We start from the raw sequence: 15839 nt of genomic DNA on the forward strand, positions 1-15839 counted from the left end.
ATGCATATTGGGGACTTTCATCTGAGCTACTGTAGCAATATCCATCCCGGAGAAAGCTGGAAAGAGACTTTCGAAAATCTAAAAAAGTATATCCCTCAAGTACGCCAAAACCTTGGTTGGGAAGGAGCTTTTGGAATTGGTTTGCGCCTATCTCATGAGGCTAGCTTGGAACTGCAAAATCCGGAAAACCTGAAGGCTTTTCAGCAATGGCTTGAGGCGGCAAATGCCTATGTTTTCACGCTCAATTGTTTTCCTTACGGAAGTTTTCATCATACACGAGTCAAAGATCAGGTTCATCAACCCGACTGGACCACTAAGGAACGGAAAGAATATACCATTCGGAGTTTTAGGCTCCTAGCTGAATTACTTCCTAGCGGTCAAGAAGGGGGAATTTCCACCTCGCCCGTTTCTTACAGGTATTGGTTTCCGGATAAAAAATCGACCGAAAAAGCATTAGAAACTGCTGTTCAAAATTTTGCAGAAGTGGTCGCTGAGTTGGAAAAGATCGAACGAGAGACTGGTAAATATTTGCATTTGGATATCGAGCCTGAACCGGACGGAATTTTGGAAAATTCGGATGAGATGATCTGGTTTTTCCAAGATTGGATGTTGACAAATGGAGCAGCTTTTTTGGTGTCTCTGTATGGTTTTAGCCTTGAAAAGGCAAAGGAACTTATTCACCGTTATATTCAGGTTTGTTACGATGTCTGCCATTTTGCGATCGTTTATGAAAAGCCGGAAGTAACCTTTGAGAAGTTTGCGAAAGCAGGGATTAAAGTCGGGAAAATACAAGTATCAGCGGCTTTGCAAGTCAAGCTGGAGCAGGACCGAAATGCCATTCGAAATCAATTGGAAGCATTTGCTGAATCCACCTACCTGCACCAAGTGGTGGGAAGAAAAATGGATGGTGACTTGGTTTCCTATTCAGATTTGCCAGAGGCATTGGAGCAACTTGATGGTGCAGTAGAAAATGAATGGAGAATCCACTTCCACGTGCCGCTCTTTGTTGAAAAATATGGGCAATTCTTTTCCACTCAATCCCAAATTGTCGAAGTTTTGGAATACTTAAAGCAAAATCCAGCCTTATGTCAGCATTTAGAGGTGGAGACCTATACTTGGGAAGTTTTGCCTGCCGATATGCAAGTTAGACTAGATGAATCAATCAGTCGTGAGTTGAGTTGGGTATTGGAAAGATTGATTTGAAAATGAAAAAAACCGTCGTCCTAAATATCGTAGCACTTTCATCCCGTGTAATTGGCGAGCATACGCCTTTTCTCAAAAGTTGGATAGAAAGTAAGCGAAAGGCCATCATCGAGCCCGTTTTACCAGCTGTGACCTGTTCCGCTCAATCGGTATATTTGACAGGAAAAATGCCTGCTGAGAATGGAATCGTCGGGAATGGATGGTATTTTAAGGATGAATGCGAAATTAAATTTTGGAGACAGTCAAACCGTTTAGTTCAGGGACCTAAAATTTGGGACAAGCTCAAAGCAGAAAACCCGGATTTTGTCTGTGCGAATATGTTTTGGTGGTACAATATGTACTCTTCAGTCGATATCGCTGTGACTCCACGCCCGCTTTATCCTGCTGATGGGCGAAAACTCCCTGATTGTCATTCCCAACCGATGAAGCTTCGGGATAGACTCCAAAAGGAGCTCGGTCAGTTTCCCTTATTTTCTTTTTGGGGACCCAATGCCAATATTTCCTCTACAGATTGGATAGCAGAAGCTGCTAAAAAAGTAGATCATTGGTATAAGCCTACGCTCAATTTAGTTTACCTTCCGCATCTTGACTATGGACTGCAGAAGTATGGCTTGGATTTCGATAAAATCGGTAAGCTCTTACAGGAGATTGATTTGGTAGCCAAAGACCTGATTACCTATTTCGAAAATCAAGGCACAGAAGTTATTCTTCTCTCAGAATACGGCATTACCAATGTTTCCCAACCCATCCACATTAATAGACTTTTGAGATCTGCAGGCTGGATTCAGGTGAAGGATGAATTGGGTCTCGAAACCTTGGATGCTGGCACTTCGCAGGCATTTGCCATTGCTGATCACCAAATCGCTCACGTGCATATTCAAGACGAAACAGTCTACGATCAGGTCAAAAGCCTCTTGGAAAATACGCCTGGAATTGAAAAAGTTTTGGACAAGGAGGCTCAAAAGGAATATGGGTTAAATCATGATCGCTCAGGTGATTTGGTAGTGGTCGCTGATTCTGACTCCTGGTTCACATATTATTTTTGGTTGGATGATGAAAAAGCACCTGATTATGCACGATGCGTGGATATTCATCGAAAGCCCGGATATGATCCTGTGGAATTGTTTTTAGATCCGAAAATTAAAATGCCGCTATTGAAAGTGGGCTCAAAGGTGCTCAAGAAAAAACTGGGATTCCGGTATCTGATGGATGTGATTCCTTTGGAAGCGGAACTGGTGAAAGGTTCGCATGGTCGAATTCCTGAAGAGGACGAGGACAAGCCGATATTTGTGGGGCCGGAAGGGTTGGTGAAGTCCAAAAAAATCAAGCCTACCGAGGTTTTTGATCTGATTTATCAAGCTGTAAAGGCTTAAACCAAGCCGAGGGTCTTTTTGACAGATCGCAGGTTTTCTTGTTTTTTAGGGGTTCGATGTTTTTTGCAATACTCCGTATGGTAGTGATGCTTTTCCAAAAATGTCAGTTGCAATTCATTCCAAGCCTGCTCTGAAAAACTATGATTGAAGTGCTTGAGCTCTTCAAAAAGTGCACTTCCTTGGCGCTCGAAATCATCCGTTCCCAAATATTCCAAATCCGCATCTGCAATAATTTTCTCTAATTGATTGGTGGGGCTTTGGGGGATTTTGGTTGCCATAATCATCCCATGGATTTTCTTTAAATCTTCCTCAGAAACGATTTCTCCAAGGTAGTGAGTGGCAATCCCACATCCGATTTCCTCATGGTTTTTTGGATTTTCTATAAAGCCAGTATCATGGAACAGGGCAGCTAGACGAAGCAATTCTTTGTCTTTCTGGTTTACATTTTCCACATCAGCCAGAAAAAGTGACTTCTCGATGACATATTCCGTATGGGCAGGATTATGATAGGTCAAGTATTCGGGAAGCTGATCCAGAATATCCTGATAGATCTGTTTCTTTATTTTTTCAAAATCGATCATACGTGCTTTTTTCCCACTTGTTTGACGACTCCACCTTTTACCTCTTTGATAGTTTGGACATAAAAGAAGGCTTTTGGGTCAATTTCTTGAATAGCAAGCTTCATTCGATGAACCTCTAGCCGTGTCACCACTGTCATGATAATATCACAGGGATGATGGATATGAAAGGTATCAGGAAGGTAACCTCGCTCGCCTTTATAAACGGAGATAGCCTTTTTAAAATCCTTTACTATCAATTCTTTTACCAATTCGTGTTCTTTCGAAATAATTGTTAACGCGGTGTATTCCTCAAAGCCCTCAACAACGTAGTCAGTTGTCTTGATTGCTGTGAAATAAGTCAGTATGGAGTACATGGCAGGCTCAATACCAAATACAAATGCAGCGGACAGCATGATCAAGGAATTCAAGAAGACAGTAATCTCGCTTGCAGTAAGGGCGGAGTTTTTATGAAAATACTCTGTAACCACCTCAAAACCGTCAATTAATCCACCTCCTCGAATGATTAGCCCGATTCCTAATCCCATTAAAAATCCTCCGAAAACAGCTATTAGGACTTTGTCTTCGGTTACGGTTGGTACCTCCAAAAAGTGAAGGACAATCGTGAGGAGAAATATCGAAAATCCACTTTGGATAGCGAATGTCTTACCGATCATTTTCCAAGCCATAAAAAGGAATGGAAGATTCAACACGACCAAAAGTAGGTTAAGATTTATCCCAAAACCTAGATTTGCCAAGATGGCAATACCAGTCACCCCACCATCCAAAAATTTATTGGGAAGCATAAATGCTTCTAAGGCTATCGCCGCAAGAGCAACGCCGCAGATGGTGTAAACCAAAGATTGTGGTGAGAGGATGGAAGCCCAATCTATTTTTTGCTTTGATGACTGCTTCATCCTTTAGATTTAATTAAAAATACCTTCACTATTTAAGGCAATAATTGCAGATAAGTCTTCAATATCAAAATTTTTGATCTTTTAAGAAAATAATTATTTAGTAGTTTAACAAGTAAGATCTTATTTATTTTTGGTCTCACGAGCTTGATTATAAGAAAGTGCCGACCCTAAATGGATTTTAGGATCGGCTTCTATCTTTTAATGTTGAAGCGAAGTAGTCACTTTTGGGGCTTCTTTAGTCCAGGAACTGATATCCAACTTTCTAGGGTTGGGATAGATTTCATCTAAGGAATTGCCATCGTAAATACGCCCATTTTTGACTACATGGCTGATGGTGTTGGTGTTTCGGATGTTCTCCAAAGGGTTTTCTGAAAGAATCACTAAGTCCGCTAGCTTTCCTTTCTCGATACTACCCAACTCCTGATCCAATCCAAGGGCCTCCGCACCTAGAATTGTAGCAGTCCGTAATGCATCCAAATTACTCATACCACCGCTTGCCACAGTCCATAGCTCCCAATGATATCCAAGCCCCTGCAACTGACCGTGAGACCCTACCCCCGCAAGTCCTCCCTGCTTGACGATATCATTGATTCCTCTGCCATGATCTTCGAATACATGGTCTTCAGGAGCAAACCAGCCACCGAGACTACCCACTCTACGTCTAGCTTTAGAATTCATCTCTGTGTAAGGAGTAAAGCGATTGAGCTTCGGATCGTGAAGAGGACTTTCGGTCGTGTAGAAGTAGTTTTCTGCCCAAGGTCCACCATAGGCCACTAGCAAGGTTGGGGTGACTGCCATTTTGCTTTCTGCAATGGTTCGAGTCACATCCGAGTATAGAGGGTAGATTGGGATCGCATGCTCATGGCCAGGATACCCATCGAATAGCTGGGTCATGTTGAGTTTGTAGTCCAACCCCCCTTCAGTGGTAGGCATAAGTTTCTGCTCTTTAGCAGCCATGATGACCCACTGTCGGTGTTGACGGTTGCCGACCAGATACATTTTGATGTATTGCGTATTGTAGTACTTCGAGTATTGCTTGAGGACGTTTTTAGTCTGTTCTAGGGATTTTAGGTTGTACATCCAGAAGCCTACACCGGGTCCTGTAGAATATACTCTTGGCCCCGGAATCATTCCTGCATCGACCATGTCAGCATAGGTAAGTACATCGGTAGTCGCAGTCTGGGGGTCTCTGGTTGTTGTCACTCCATAAGCTAGGTTGGCAGCATAGATCCAAACAGTGTTTTTGTGAAGATTCCAAGTTGGCCACATGTGAGCATGCGTGTCCACAAATCCTGGAGTGACAGTTTTACCGGTGATATCGATTACCTCGGCTCCAGAAGAATCAAGAGTGCCTGTTTTCCCTACTGCCAAAATTCGGTTGTCTTCAATGAGTATATCCCCATTTTCAATGACTTCTGCACCTTTCATGGTTACGATGCGAGCATTTTTCAGAAGGATTTTTCCTTTAGGAATGTCTCTATCGAAGTAGACCTTTACCTGGAATTCCTCAGGTTTGTAGCTCTCTTTTTCCTTTTGCTCAGCTTTATAAATGCTATCCGCTTTTGCAAGCGCCTTATCTGCTTTGAATAGGGAGTCAATTCGTTTTTTCTCTGCTTTTGCCAGCGAATCCGCCAATTTCACAGCTTCTTCACCTTTAGCTTTGAGTGTAGACACACTGTCTGCATCTGCCAGCATTTTGAATTTTTTGGCGGCTGCTACAGAATCCTCAATTGCCTCTGCTCGTGTCAAATCATAGACCCAATGACCATTGCCAAGGGACCAGTGGATTTTTTCTCCATTAGCCTCCCAAGCAGGCCACTCCCCGCCGATTTCGGTCAGTTGTCTGGAAGGAAAACTGCTTGATTTTGGATCGGCTACATTGATGGTTGGTGTTTTCCCCACCTGAGGGATCGTGACGACGTAGACATTATTGTTGATCTGTGCGATGGCTTTGTTTCCTTTTGGTGCCATAAAGATGGAGCTGGCGCTGGATGGACGCATCTGAGGTTCTTGTGCTGATGCTCCCTCTGGCAACATGCAGTAGTTTAGGGCTGCTGCATTGGAAAAAGGCTTACCCATTACATAGCGGAAGTCATTTAGACTTTCATGATCGTGATTTTCATGTGGGTCCAATACCGAACCGAAAGGTGTGATTCCTGTGATTTTGGCATGGGTTTTTTCATCAGTACCGTCCCATTTGATACTCATCAGTGAACCGCCGGGACCGTTTAGGTAGATTCTGCTCGTATCTTGGGTAAAGTGGGCATTGCCGATATTTCTGGCTTCTTTGATCGTCCGTAGTGAGCCTCCTGCTGCTGGTATCCAGCCCAAAACTGACTCTGCACCGCTGATCCCAGGGCCTTCTGATTCTTCCATGAGGCGTTTATCCCCTTTGAAGACCACTATTTTTCCATTTGGACCCCAGACAGGTCCCATGTACAAGGCACTTTCAGCCGTTAGTTTGCTGACATTTCCATTACGGCCAAAGGAAGCTTTATACAAATGTCCTCCTTCCTTTTCGTCCCATGTGGTAAAAACCAATTGATTGCCATCAGGGCTCCAAGAAGGCATGGCTTCGGTGAAATTATGCTCACTCACCCGAGTAGGTTTTCCATCCGGAAAATCCATCACATACAATCTGTTCAAAACGGTGAATGCTAGCTTTTTTCCGTCAGGAGATGGAACTGCATCCCGGATTTGGGTGGCTAGTTTGGCTGAATCTTTTACCTCATAATTGAAATAAAGCCGCGGTCCCATTGCTAGCTTCACCTCTGCTTCGAATGGGATTTCCATGGCTGCTGAGCCATCTACAGGAATCTTCCAGAGCTTTCCTCCATAGGAGGCAATGACATGTTTGCTATCTGGAGTGAAAGCCATGGCAGGAAGTACCCCCTGTGGCGCAATGGATTCCTGCTCGTCTCGCTGTACAGGATAGGCTAGCCACTTTTCGTCACCAGACTGAAGGTCTCGGATGACCAGTCCTGTCTTATCATCCCAGCGGGAGCCATAGACCATCCACTTTCCATCGTCAGATAGGGTGGGGGTGAAAGCTGAACCATAGCGGGAAGTGATGCTGGTAATGTGCCCTTCCTCTAGGTCATAAGTACCGATTTGATACTGAGGGAGTAGGGCATTGTAATTCCAAGAACCCGTCCGATGAGAAAAGTAAATTTTCTTGCCGTCAGAGCTGACAAAGGGATCGATCGTCTTCATAGAAGATGGCTCAGGATTGAGCTGAATACCTCCTCCACCATCTTTATGATACATCCAGAGCTTGGTGATTCTACGGCCCTTGGCTACGACAATGTACTCTCCGTCCGGAGTCCAGTCCGCGCCTGGTACGTCTCCGGTTTTATCCTTCGTGACTTGAACAGTATCCTTTTTCTCTGTGTCGATGTACCAGAGATTATCGTTTCCGGCTCGGTCGGAGGTAAAGAGAATTTTCTTTCCATCAGGTGAAAATCGAGGGTGAGTCTCGTAGGCTATTCCTGTAGTGATGGGGGTAGCTTTGCCACCTTCCATAGGAATCGTGTAGATATCTCCCATCAGATCAAAGGCAATAGTCTTTCCATCTGGGCTAACATCGACACTCATCCAGGTGCCTTCGGCTGTAGTGAATTTTACTTCCCGCTCCGGCTTCAGCGGTAGCTCTTTGAATTTGGGGTAATCAAGAGAGTCCTTGGAGGTGCTGTCAGATTGGACTAAGATGTTTGTTTTAAAGTTTTCTAAAGCCACGTTTGGCTTTGTAACAAAGGAGCTCAAGCTCAAAATTGAACTTGAGAATAGCATGAGTGCTAAGGTTTGAGATTTTCTCATACGGGTCAAAGTTAAGAAGCATTAATCTACTGTTATTCTTTGGCTTTGCCCAATAATTCTTAGTCTTACAAAGAAATGATTTATGCCAGGGATGGGTTAAAAGGTCAGGTCTCTGGATTGGAAGAAAATTTCATCCTCATTTCCCGCTTCTAAATTGTACTTCTGGATATCTTTATTCCAATAAAATTTTTTGTCAAAAAAGAATGAATAATCAAAAGTTGGCCCTCTTTCATTTATTTGTCCTACCTGTTCAAATTCTTTATTAAATATCAAGATTTGCGTATCAGTCACAAAGTCTCGATTATTAAGCTGTTCAAGAGTGATTCCTTTTCTTACTGTTCTTAGATATAGTTCATTTTCTTCATCAAAAATTAATCCTTCATAACTATCATTCATCCAATAATAAGAGTTTTGGATTCTGGACGGTTCTATTTCTGAGTTTCTTCGATCTATCGGAATCACCTCCCCAACTAATTCACTGGATGCAGGATAGCGCTCGACCCCTGATTCAAAATCTGTCACATATAAATCATCAGATAGGGGGTAATTAATGATGAACTTATCAATCTTCTTATTATAGATGATGCTCATCATTTTCAGTTGTTGTGGGATATTTTTGTCAGAATAGACTGCAGGATAATCTATTTCAAACTCTTTAACCGAACCATCAGAAAGGTCTATTTTAGCGATTTTGTTATACTTTGGGTTAAAGTTTTCTGGAATATCTATAGGTATAATTGGTAAAACTTGCATGTAAACACTTCCTTTTCGATAAGCTATAGAAGTATTTAATGCTATAGAACCAAAGCCAGAAGGGTAATCGCTTAAATCAATCTTCTTGTAAACTTCACCTGAAATATCGGTAAGAAAAATCTGTCTAAGCGGTCCACTATATAAAACAACTGTATCTTCATTGATAAATTTAATGGAAGAGTTTAAACCCATTCCTGGGACTGCATTAGGTCCATTTATATCAATTTTAACTTTTCTTTCCAATGTTTGGGATTGGATGTCAAAATAGTCGATTGAGTATCTATTTGGATTAAACCAAATTAGTTTTGGCTTGCCGTCTATTTCCGCATGCTGGCTATAGTAATTCCAAAGAGGAGTTTCTGCATCTAATGGTAGTGAATAGTTTTCTTCAATGGGAGTCTTTTGTTCTTTCGAGTTATCTGGTTGTATAGATTTATCTGCTTTTCCTTTTGTGCAGCTAAATGTTAAAATCAAAAGGCTAAATAATAAAGTGTTTTTCATTTTTAACAAATTATATTATTCATTCTTTGATTATAAAACTAATTGACTCGAATGTTTATTACAAGTTTGTGACAACATCCAAAACTTTCACTGGGTGGGTTTTATTTTTCATTTTGATCTCCCCAATCTCACGGAAACTAAACTCGGTCATGTGGGGAGCCGCATTTTTTTCCAATACTAATATTTCACCGGGCTTGGCTGCAGTTTGCAATCGGGCAGCCACATTCACAGCATCTCCGATGACGGTATAATCCAATCTTTTGAGTGATTTTGATCCAATATTTCCTGACACCATTTCGCCAGAGTTGATCCCGATGGATACCTGGGGTTTAAAATTGTTTTCTTCCGAAAAAACCGGCATTTCATTGATTTTTGATCGAATCGCCAGACTGGCTCGTAAGGCTCTGGAAAAGTGATTTTCACCCTGAAAAACGGCCATCACGGCATCTCCGATAAACTTATCCACGCTGCCTTGTTCTTCGATGATTTCTTTGACCATGAGATCGAAGTAGTCGTTCAAAAGGCCCACTACTATATTTGGTTCTTCATTTTCGGAGATCTTGGTGAAAGCCACCAAGTCAATAAATGCCACCGATGCTTCGATCACTTCATTTTCCATCAAGCTAGATTCCAGCTCTTTATTTCCCATGAAGTTTAGGACCGTTTCGTCCACATACATCTTCAAAATATTATTTTCCCGCAGTGCCTTTAAAGTGGATTTGATCTGGTTTCGGTATTGAATGGTCTTTTCGAGGGTGATCTCCAGATCTCTGAAGTCTACCGGCTTGGTGATAAAATCAAAAGCACCAAGATTCATGGCTGTGCGGATATTTTCCATGTCCCCGTAGGCAGAGATGATGACAGTTTTCAGTAAGGAGTGTTTTTCCTTCACCTTTGAGAGGAGCGTAAGTCCATCCATTTCGGGCATATTGATATCGCTGAGAATCAAATCTATATCGGGATTTTCTTCCAGCATCTCTAATGCAATCCGACCATTCAGGGCAAATGAAAACTCCATCTCCCCTTCACGGATGCGTTTTCGAAATTTCTGTTTGATCAGAATTTCAAGATCCGCTTCATCATCAACTACGAGTATTTTGACCATTTTATTATTAATTGTGTCTTTCGATCAATTTGTTCACTTCTGCTTTCAGAGTCGTGAAATCTATAGGCTTGGTAAAAAACTCTTTAGCCCCTGATTCCATCGCTTTTTCATAATTCTGCAAATCTCCATAGGCTGAGATCATGCTTACCTGAATATGAGGAAATTGCTGCTTGATATTATCCAAAAGCTCCAGTCCATTCATTCCCGGCATATTGATGTCCGAAAAAACATAGACTACTTTTGGAGGGTGTTCAGACCCGAGAACTTGTAAGGCTTCTTCTCCTGAAAATGCGAATGCCAATTCGAGCATACCGCTTTTCACTTCTTTTCTGAATTTTTGGCGAAAAAGCATTTCTACATCCTTTTCATCATCTACTATAAGGATTTTCATCATGATTCATTTTTTGGGATAAATATTTCAAATTCAGTAAACTCACCGGGTTTACTTTTTACTTCAAGTCTTCCGTTGTGGCCTTTGGTAATGATATCATAGCTCATGGATAGGCCCAGGCCTGTCCCCTTCCCGGTAGGCTTGGTAGTAAAGAAAGGCTGGAAGATTTTATTTTGAATGGAAGTAGGAATTCCTTTTCCATTGTCTCGTACTGTGATTTTTACTCCTGAATTGGTCGCATGAGTTTTTACAATGACAGAGGGAAGAAAGTCATTTACTCCTTTCTGATTGAGCTCACGTTTCTTTTCATCTGCTGCATAAAATCCGTTGTTGATCAAGTTGAGAAGTACTCGACCCACATCTCCTGGGACTACGCTTATTTTCTCCAGATTATCGTCGGTTTCTATTTTAAAATCCGCATTGAAGGATTTGTCTTTGGCTCTAAGTCCGTGGTAAGAAAGCCGCAAATATTCGTCAGCTAATTCATTGATATCGGTTGGCTCTTTCTGTCCCGTACTGCTTCGGCTATGGAGCAGCATCCCTTTGACGATGGAGTCTGCCCGCTTCCCGTGGAGCATGATTTTCTCCAGATTGGTTTTAAGATCGCTCAGGATTTCAACTGCCTCCTCCTGATTGCCGGAAGCCAATTCTTCTTTGGCTTCTTCGATCAATTCGGTGCTGACATCGGAGAAATTGTTGACGAAGTTGAGTGGGTTCTGGATTTCGTGGGCAATACCTGCAGTGAGTTCCCCAAGCGAGGCCATTTTCTCAGAGTGAATCAACTGCTCCTGAGCTGCTTTGAGTTCGTCGAGTGCTTTGACCAGTTCATTCTTCTGCTTGGTGAGTTCGGTCGTCCGTTCGGCTACTTGTTTTTCGAGTTGGGTTTTGAGTGCCTCGGTGATTTTGTATTCTTTCTCTTTTTCAAGGGCTTTTTGCTTTTCTTTTTCAAGGGCTTTGCGCTGCTTGGTATTATTGATCCACATCACAACGGCCCAAATGATCGCGAAAAACTTAGCACTTCCTATGTACCCATCCAGGCTTTCCAGGAAGCTTTCACTGATCATTTCAGCCAAGCTTTCAATAGAAAAGATTGCCATAATCGGCAACCATGCGTAGACCATTCCTTTTCTATGCTGCAGCTCGGGATTTCTGATGGTAAGGTATACGATTAATGCCCCTAGTCCTATATTTAGCAGAATCGCAATTTGAGAAATAATGGGTAGTCCTGAGTTGGCCAAAATCCAAAAAATTGCTGCAGCAATCATCCCCCCTTTGATGATACGCTTCCATTCCTGAGACACCTCAATGGGTCCCATGGGACGTTGCAGATAGTACAACAAAATCAAAAGAATGAATCCGAGATTCATAGGCTAGGTGGTTTTTTTGGGTTTTACTGGAAGAAATATAGTAAAAGTCGTGTTAGAATTCTCACCCGTCTGACTTTCAACACTTATTTCACCCTGATAAGACTTAATGGTATCATAGCTCAGAGACAGCCCCAAACCTGTTCCGAGTCCAGTTGGCTTGGTGGTAAAAAAGGGTTGAAATATTTTACCAATGATGTCTTGAGGAATGCCCGTTCCGTTATCAGAAATTTTAATTTCAATACCCTTTTTGACTTTATGCGTACTGATTTTCACTTTCGGGATAAAGTCAGGATCCTCGCTCTGCTTGGCTTTTTCTTGGGCCGCATAGAAGGAATTGTTACACATATTGATCAGAATTCGGGAGATTTCCTGCCTGATCACTTCTGGCTGGGGCAGCTTTTCGGAAAGCTCCTTATAGTATTCACCCTTGAAATCTTTTTCTTTTGCTCGGATTCCATGGTAGCTGAGTCGAATGGATTCATCTGCAACCATATTGATATCAACAGGCTCTTTGGTGCCCATACTTGCCTTGGAGTGTTGGAGCATGGCTTTGACGATGGCGTCCGCTCGCATGCTATGAGTAGCGATGCGATCCATATTTTCCTTTACGTCCTTGGCAATATTTCTAGCCTCTTCAAAATCCCCGGATTCGATTTCCTCATACATCTCCTCCACCAGTTCATGACTTACTTCAGAGAAGTTTTTGACAAAATTCAAGGGGTTCTGAATCTCATGAGCTATTCCAGCGGTGAGTTCCCCGAGTGAGGCCATTTTTTCGGCCTGAATCAGTTGGGATTGTGTTGACTTGAGGTTTTCGTGTGCAGACTCGAGGTCCTTGTAAGCTTTTTCGATTTCCCGAGCATGGGCAAGTTCTCGTTCTTTGGCTTTTTCTCTTTCTGCTTTCAGTACCCGGTTCCTTTGGTACAAATGAAGGGGATAAATCAAAGACAAGAATAAAATGGTATAAATCGTATAGGCCCACCAGCTGCGGTACCAAGGAGGAAGAACAGTGAAAGAAAAGCTGATAGGTTCAGTCCATTCTCCTGATTGATCTTCGATTGGGCCTTTGATTCTTGCCCTTACTTCAAATTTGTAGCTACCTTCTTGAATATTTCCGAAAGTAGCAGATGTACGTCTGAGGACAGGTCCCCATTCGGATTCGTAGCCATTGAGCCGGTATTGATATTCGATTAAGTCCGGTTTGGACAATTCATCAGTCCCGTATTCGATATTGATTTGATTGTGGCGATAAGGCAAAACCAGCTTTTGGGGAATGGGGAAGAATCCATCCACATTTTCAAAACTCACCCCTTTGAATCTGCGGCTTAGATTACTCTCTTCACTGGGATTGAGTCTTCTTTTGATAGTGATGAGTTGGTCTGTGGCTAGAAGCTCGGGAGAAACCTTTTCTGCGTTCTGTAGAGACTGCCAAGGTATTATTTCCTCATTTAGGCGGATTTGTTTCAGTAAAAGTTTGGGTTGACTTTGATTGCTCTCATTTTGGGAAATGTCAAAGCGTACCAAGCCATTTTTAACGCTTCCGGTACCGGCCCAGAGAATCCCATCACGATCAAGGAGAAGCGCATTTTCCCCATCAGTTAAATCCTTGACAGGATAGCCCGTTTCCGAATTAAAAATATTCAGGTTTTGAAGGGGGTTATCGGCCTTAGGGTCAAAATCAAAAATCGCCAAACCTTGGTTGGTACCTAAGCTGATTGTTGGCCCTGGTAGGTCTGTGATTTGAAGAATGACATTATCAGGAAGTCCTTGCTCGGTATCAATTGATAAGAAGTTGGGAAGATGGTCAGGACTTTCACTTAAGGTTTTGATGTCCTCAACAAACAAAACGCTTACGCCATGTCCGGTACCTATCCAAATATTGCCGAGCTCATCTTCGGTTAATCGCAAAACGGCATTGTCGATCAAGCCTTGATCCATAGAGAAATTGATGAATTTTTCCCCATCAAAGCGAGTAATGCCTCCATCAACTGCTCCAAACCAAATCGCTCCGGTTTGGTCCTCAATGATATCTAGAACCTCATTTCCGATGATTCCCTGGTCAGTTGTATAATGAGTTAAGGCTTCGTCTTTCCATCGAACCACCCCATCATAGGTCCCCATCCAGATGGCACCGTTTCGGTCTTGGGTAAGGCACAGAATCTCATCACTAGGAAGTCCAGATTGACTGTCAAAGATGGTCACCACATCTCCTTCAATAATTGACACACCATCGCCGCCTGTTCCAAGCCAAATCCGGTCTGTTTCATCTTCCAAAATCGCATGGATCACATCTCCAGATATTCCTTGGTCGGAAGAAAGGGTGGTAAATGACTGGCCGTCATACTTGCTGACACCCCATCCAGCTGTGCCAAACCAGTGATTCCCTTCTCTGTCCTGAAGGCCGGAAAGCACGAGGTTTCCGGCCAGGCCTTGTTGATTGGTAAAGCTTGTAAAAGCCAATCCATCCAATCGGCTGACACCTCCTCCATCTGTGCAAAACCAAAGATTTCCTTGACTATCCTTTGCCAGATCGAGGACACTGTTGCCAGCAAGACCTTGTTCGGTTGTGTAGCTGATAAAACGCTTTCCATCAAACCGGCTTACACCTGTCTCGGTGGCAATCCAGATTTGTCCATTTTTATCCGAAATGATACTTCTGACAACGTTTCCAGCCAAACCATCGGCTTTGTTGAAGTTTTGAAAAGCTTTTCCGTCGTATTTACTGATCCCTCCTCCCAAAGTTCCTATCCAAAGAAATCCATCCGCATCAGAATAGATTGCTCTTATTCGATCGCTTGGTAAGCCATCCTCAGTGGTGAAAGTTTTAAAAGAATTTCCATCAAACCGGCTCAATCCATCACCATTCGTCCCGAACCAAAGATTCCCCTCTGAGTCTTTGGCCATGCTGATGACCACGTCTCCGGCCAGTCCATCGGACTGATCCAAAGTGGTGAAGCTCTCTCCATCATATCGAATTACACCGATTCCACTAGACCCAAACCAGATATTGCCATCCCTGTCTTCCACCATCGAATAGATGACATCTTCGCCTATTTTGTCATAGCCGAAGTTTTCGAAAGTCTTTCCGTCGAATTTGCTGATTCCTCTGCCGACGGTTCCAAACCAAATATTTCCCTTGGAATCCTCCAGCATGCTCCGGACTATATTACTGGCGAGGCCTTGATTTTCGGTGTATGTATAAAAGTCCAATCCATCAAATCGAGTCGCTCCTCCTCCATTGGTTCCAAACCAAATATGTCCTCTGGAGTCCACTAAGGCACTATTCACCCCATCCAAAGCGAGCCCATCGTCCGAAGTGTATTTTTTGAACTGTGAAACTCCTCCTTCTCCTAAAAAAAACGGGTTGGAATCTTGGTCCAGAATCGGGTTCCCTTGCTCATCTCTAAGCATGGGAAGCATAGACCTTTTTTCATTGTTGGGCTTGTTGAAATTTCGGATTCTTGACTTTGGAAGGCTGCTAAAAGAGACTTTTATTTCCTTTGGCTGATTCCCTTCTTCCAAATCCGAAAGTCTTTGAATAGGAGCTTTTACTAGATCATCGGTTTTGGTAACAGTTTTTTTTGACTCTGATTGGCAACCAAGCACCAGAAAAAAGAGTCCGCCAAACACCAGGGCTTTTCCGTACTGGTTGAATTCTAAAAGTGGAATTTTTTCCAATTTTTCACTGAAAAAATTTTTGAATCTCATGGATTGATTTTAGTCCTTGCCCTACTCTGACTTCTAGTAAAAAGAGAAAATAAGTCTTCTGTAAATTCTACAAAAAATCGCATACAAATTGCTGATTATGAGATTTAAAAACGTTTAATAATTGGGAAAATACAAAAACATTAACAGA

The 15839-nt window shown here is 42.6% G+C and carries 10 protein-coding genes; 2 read left to right on the forward strand and 8 right to left on the reverse strand.

Features of this window, described 5'->3' with window-relative positions:
- Together eboE and CDH51_RS13355 are read left to right on the forward strand one after the other, a co-directional pair.
- Window positions 1-1203, forward strand: coding sequence for a metabolite traffic protein EboE (gene eboE / locus CDH51_RS13350; RefSeq protein ID WP_100629019.1), 1203 nt, complete (start codon window positions 1-3; stop codon window positions 1201-1203).
- A gap of 2 nt (window positions 1204-1205) precedes the next feature.
- Entirely contained in the window at window positions 1206-2576 is a 1371-nt protein-coding gene (locus tag CDH51_RS13355; protein ID WP_100629020.1) for an alkaline phosphatase family protein, read from the forward strand.
- Here CDH51_RS13355 and CDH51_RS13360 read toward each other — a convergent pair.
- From CDH51_RS13360 to CDH51_RS13395, 8 genes are all read right to left on the reverse strand, one after another.
- On the reverse strand, window positions 2573-3157 hold the full coding sequence (locus CDH51_RS13360) for an HD domain-containing protein (protein ID WP_100629021.1): 585 nt from the start codon (window positions 3155-3157) through the stop codon (window positions 2573-2575). The two genes, CDH51_RS13355 and CDH51_RS13360, sit on opposite strands and share 4 nt — an antisense overlap.
- Window positions 3154-4050: a YitT family protein gene (locus CDH51_RS13365; RefSeq protein WP_035483821.1), complete on the reverse strand. Its 897-nt coding sequence runs from the start codon at window positions 4048-4050 to the stop codon at window positions 3154-3156. The genes CDH51_RS13360 and CDH51_RS13365 overlap by 4 nt, the downstream gene beginning before the upstream one ends.
- A gap of 198 nt (window positions 4051-4248) precedes the next feature.
- Entirely contained in the window at window positions 4249-7866 is a 3618-nt protein-coding gene (locus CDH51_RS13370) for an amidohydrolase family protein (protein ID WP_100629022.1), read from the reverse strand.
- A 96-nt stretch (window positions 7867-7962) separates the two neighbouring features.
- A complete protein-coding gene (locus tag CDH51_RS13375; protein WP_100629023.1) occupies window positions 7963-9120 on the reverse strand; it encodes a DUF4221 family protein in 1158 nt (385 codons plus the stop codon).
- Window positions 9121-9178: 58 nt separating this feature from the next.
- Window positions 9179-10225, reverse strand: coding sequence for an adenylate/guanylate cyclase domain-containing protein (locus CDH51_RS13380; protein ID WP_100629024.1), 1047 nt, complete (start codon window positions 10223-10225; stop codon window positions 9179-9181).
- A 7-nt stretch (window positions 10226-10232) separates the two neighbouring features.
- Window positions 10233-10616, reverse strand: coding sequence for a response regulator (locus CDH51_RS13385; protein ID WP_100629445.1), 384 nt, complete (start codon window positions 10614-10616; stop codon window positions 10233-10235).
- Entirely contained in the window at window positions 10616-11983 is a 1368-nt protein-coding gene (locus tag CDH51_RS13390; RefSeq protein WP_100629025.1) for an ATP-binding protein, read from the reverse strand. The genes CDH51_RS13385 and CDH51_RS13390 overlap by 1 nt, the downstream gene beginning before the upstream one ends.
- Before the next feature lie 3 nt (window positions 11984-11986).
- Entirely contained in the window at window positions 11987-15691 is a 3705-nt protein-coding gene (locus CDH51_RS13395; RefSeq protein ID WP_100629026.1) for a two-component regulator propeller domain-containing protein, read from the reverse strand.
- Window positions 15692-15839: the final 148 nt, after the last annotated feature.

The sequence above is a fragment of the Algoriphagus formosus genome (genome assembly GCF_002807035.1).
Classification (GTDB): Bacteria; Bacteroidota; Bacteroidia; order Cytophagales; family Cyclobacteriaceae; genus Algoriphagus; species Algoriphagus formosus.

What these genes read in the sequence shown, in the direction of transcription:
- eboE (WP_100629019.1), top strand. Translation starts at nt 1, where the DNA reads ATGCATATTGGGGACTTTCATCTGAGCTACTGTAGCAATATCCATCCC.
- CDH51_RS13370 (WP_100629022.1), bottom strand. Translation starts at nt 7,866, where the DNA reads ATGAGAAAATCTCAAACCTTAGCACTCATGCTATTCTCAAGTTCAATT.
- CDH51_RS13375 (WP_100629023.1), bottom strand. Translation starts at nt 9,120, where the DNA reads ATGAAAAACACTTTATTATTTAGCCTTTTGATTTTAACATTTAGCTGC.
- CDH51_RS13390 (WP_100629025.1), bottom strand. Translation starts at nt 11,983, where the DNA reads ATGAATCTCGGATTCATTCTTTTGATTTTGTTGTACTATCTGCAACGT.
- CDH51_RS13355 (WP_100629020.1), top strand. Translation starts at nt 1,206, where the DNA reads ATGAAAAAAACCGTCGTCCTAAATATCGTAGCACTTTCATCCCGTGTA.
- CDH51_RS13365 (WP_035483821.1), bottom strand. Translation starts at nt 4,050, where the DNA reads ATGAAGCAGTCATCAAAGCAAAAAATAGATTGGGCTTCCATCCTCTCA.
- CDH51_RS13380 (WP_100629024.1), bottom strand. Translation starts at nt 10,225, where the DNA reads ATGGTCAAAATACTCGTAGTTGATGATGAAGCGGATCTTGAAATTCTG.
- CDH51_RS13395 (WP_100629026.1), bottom strand. Translation starts at nt 15,691, where the DNA reads ATGAGATTCAAAAATTTTTTCAGTGAAAAATTGGAAAAAATTCCACTT.
- CDH51_RS13385 (WP_100629445.1), bottom strand. Translation starts at nt 10,616, where the DNA reads ATGAAAATCCTTATAGTAGATGATGAAAAGGATGTAGAAATGCTTTTT.
- CDH51_RS13360 (WP_100629021.1), bottom strand. Translation starts at nt 3,157, where the DNA reads ATGATCGATTTTGAAAAAATAAAGAAACAGATCTATCAGGATATTCTG.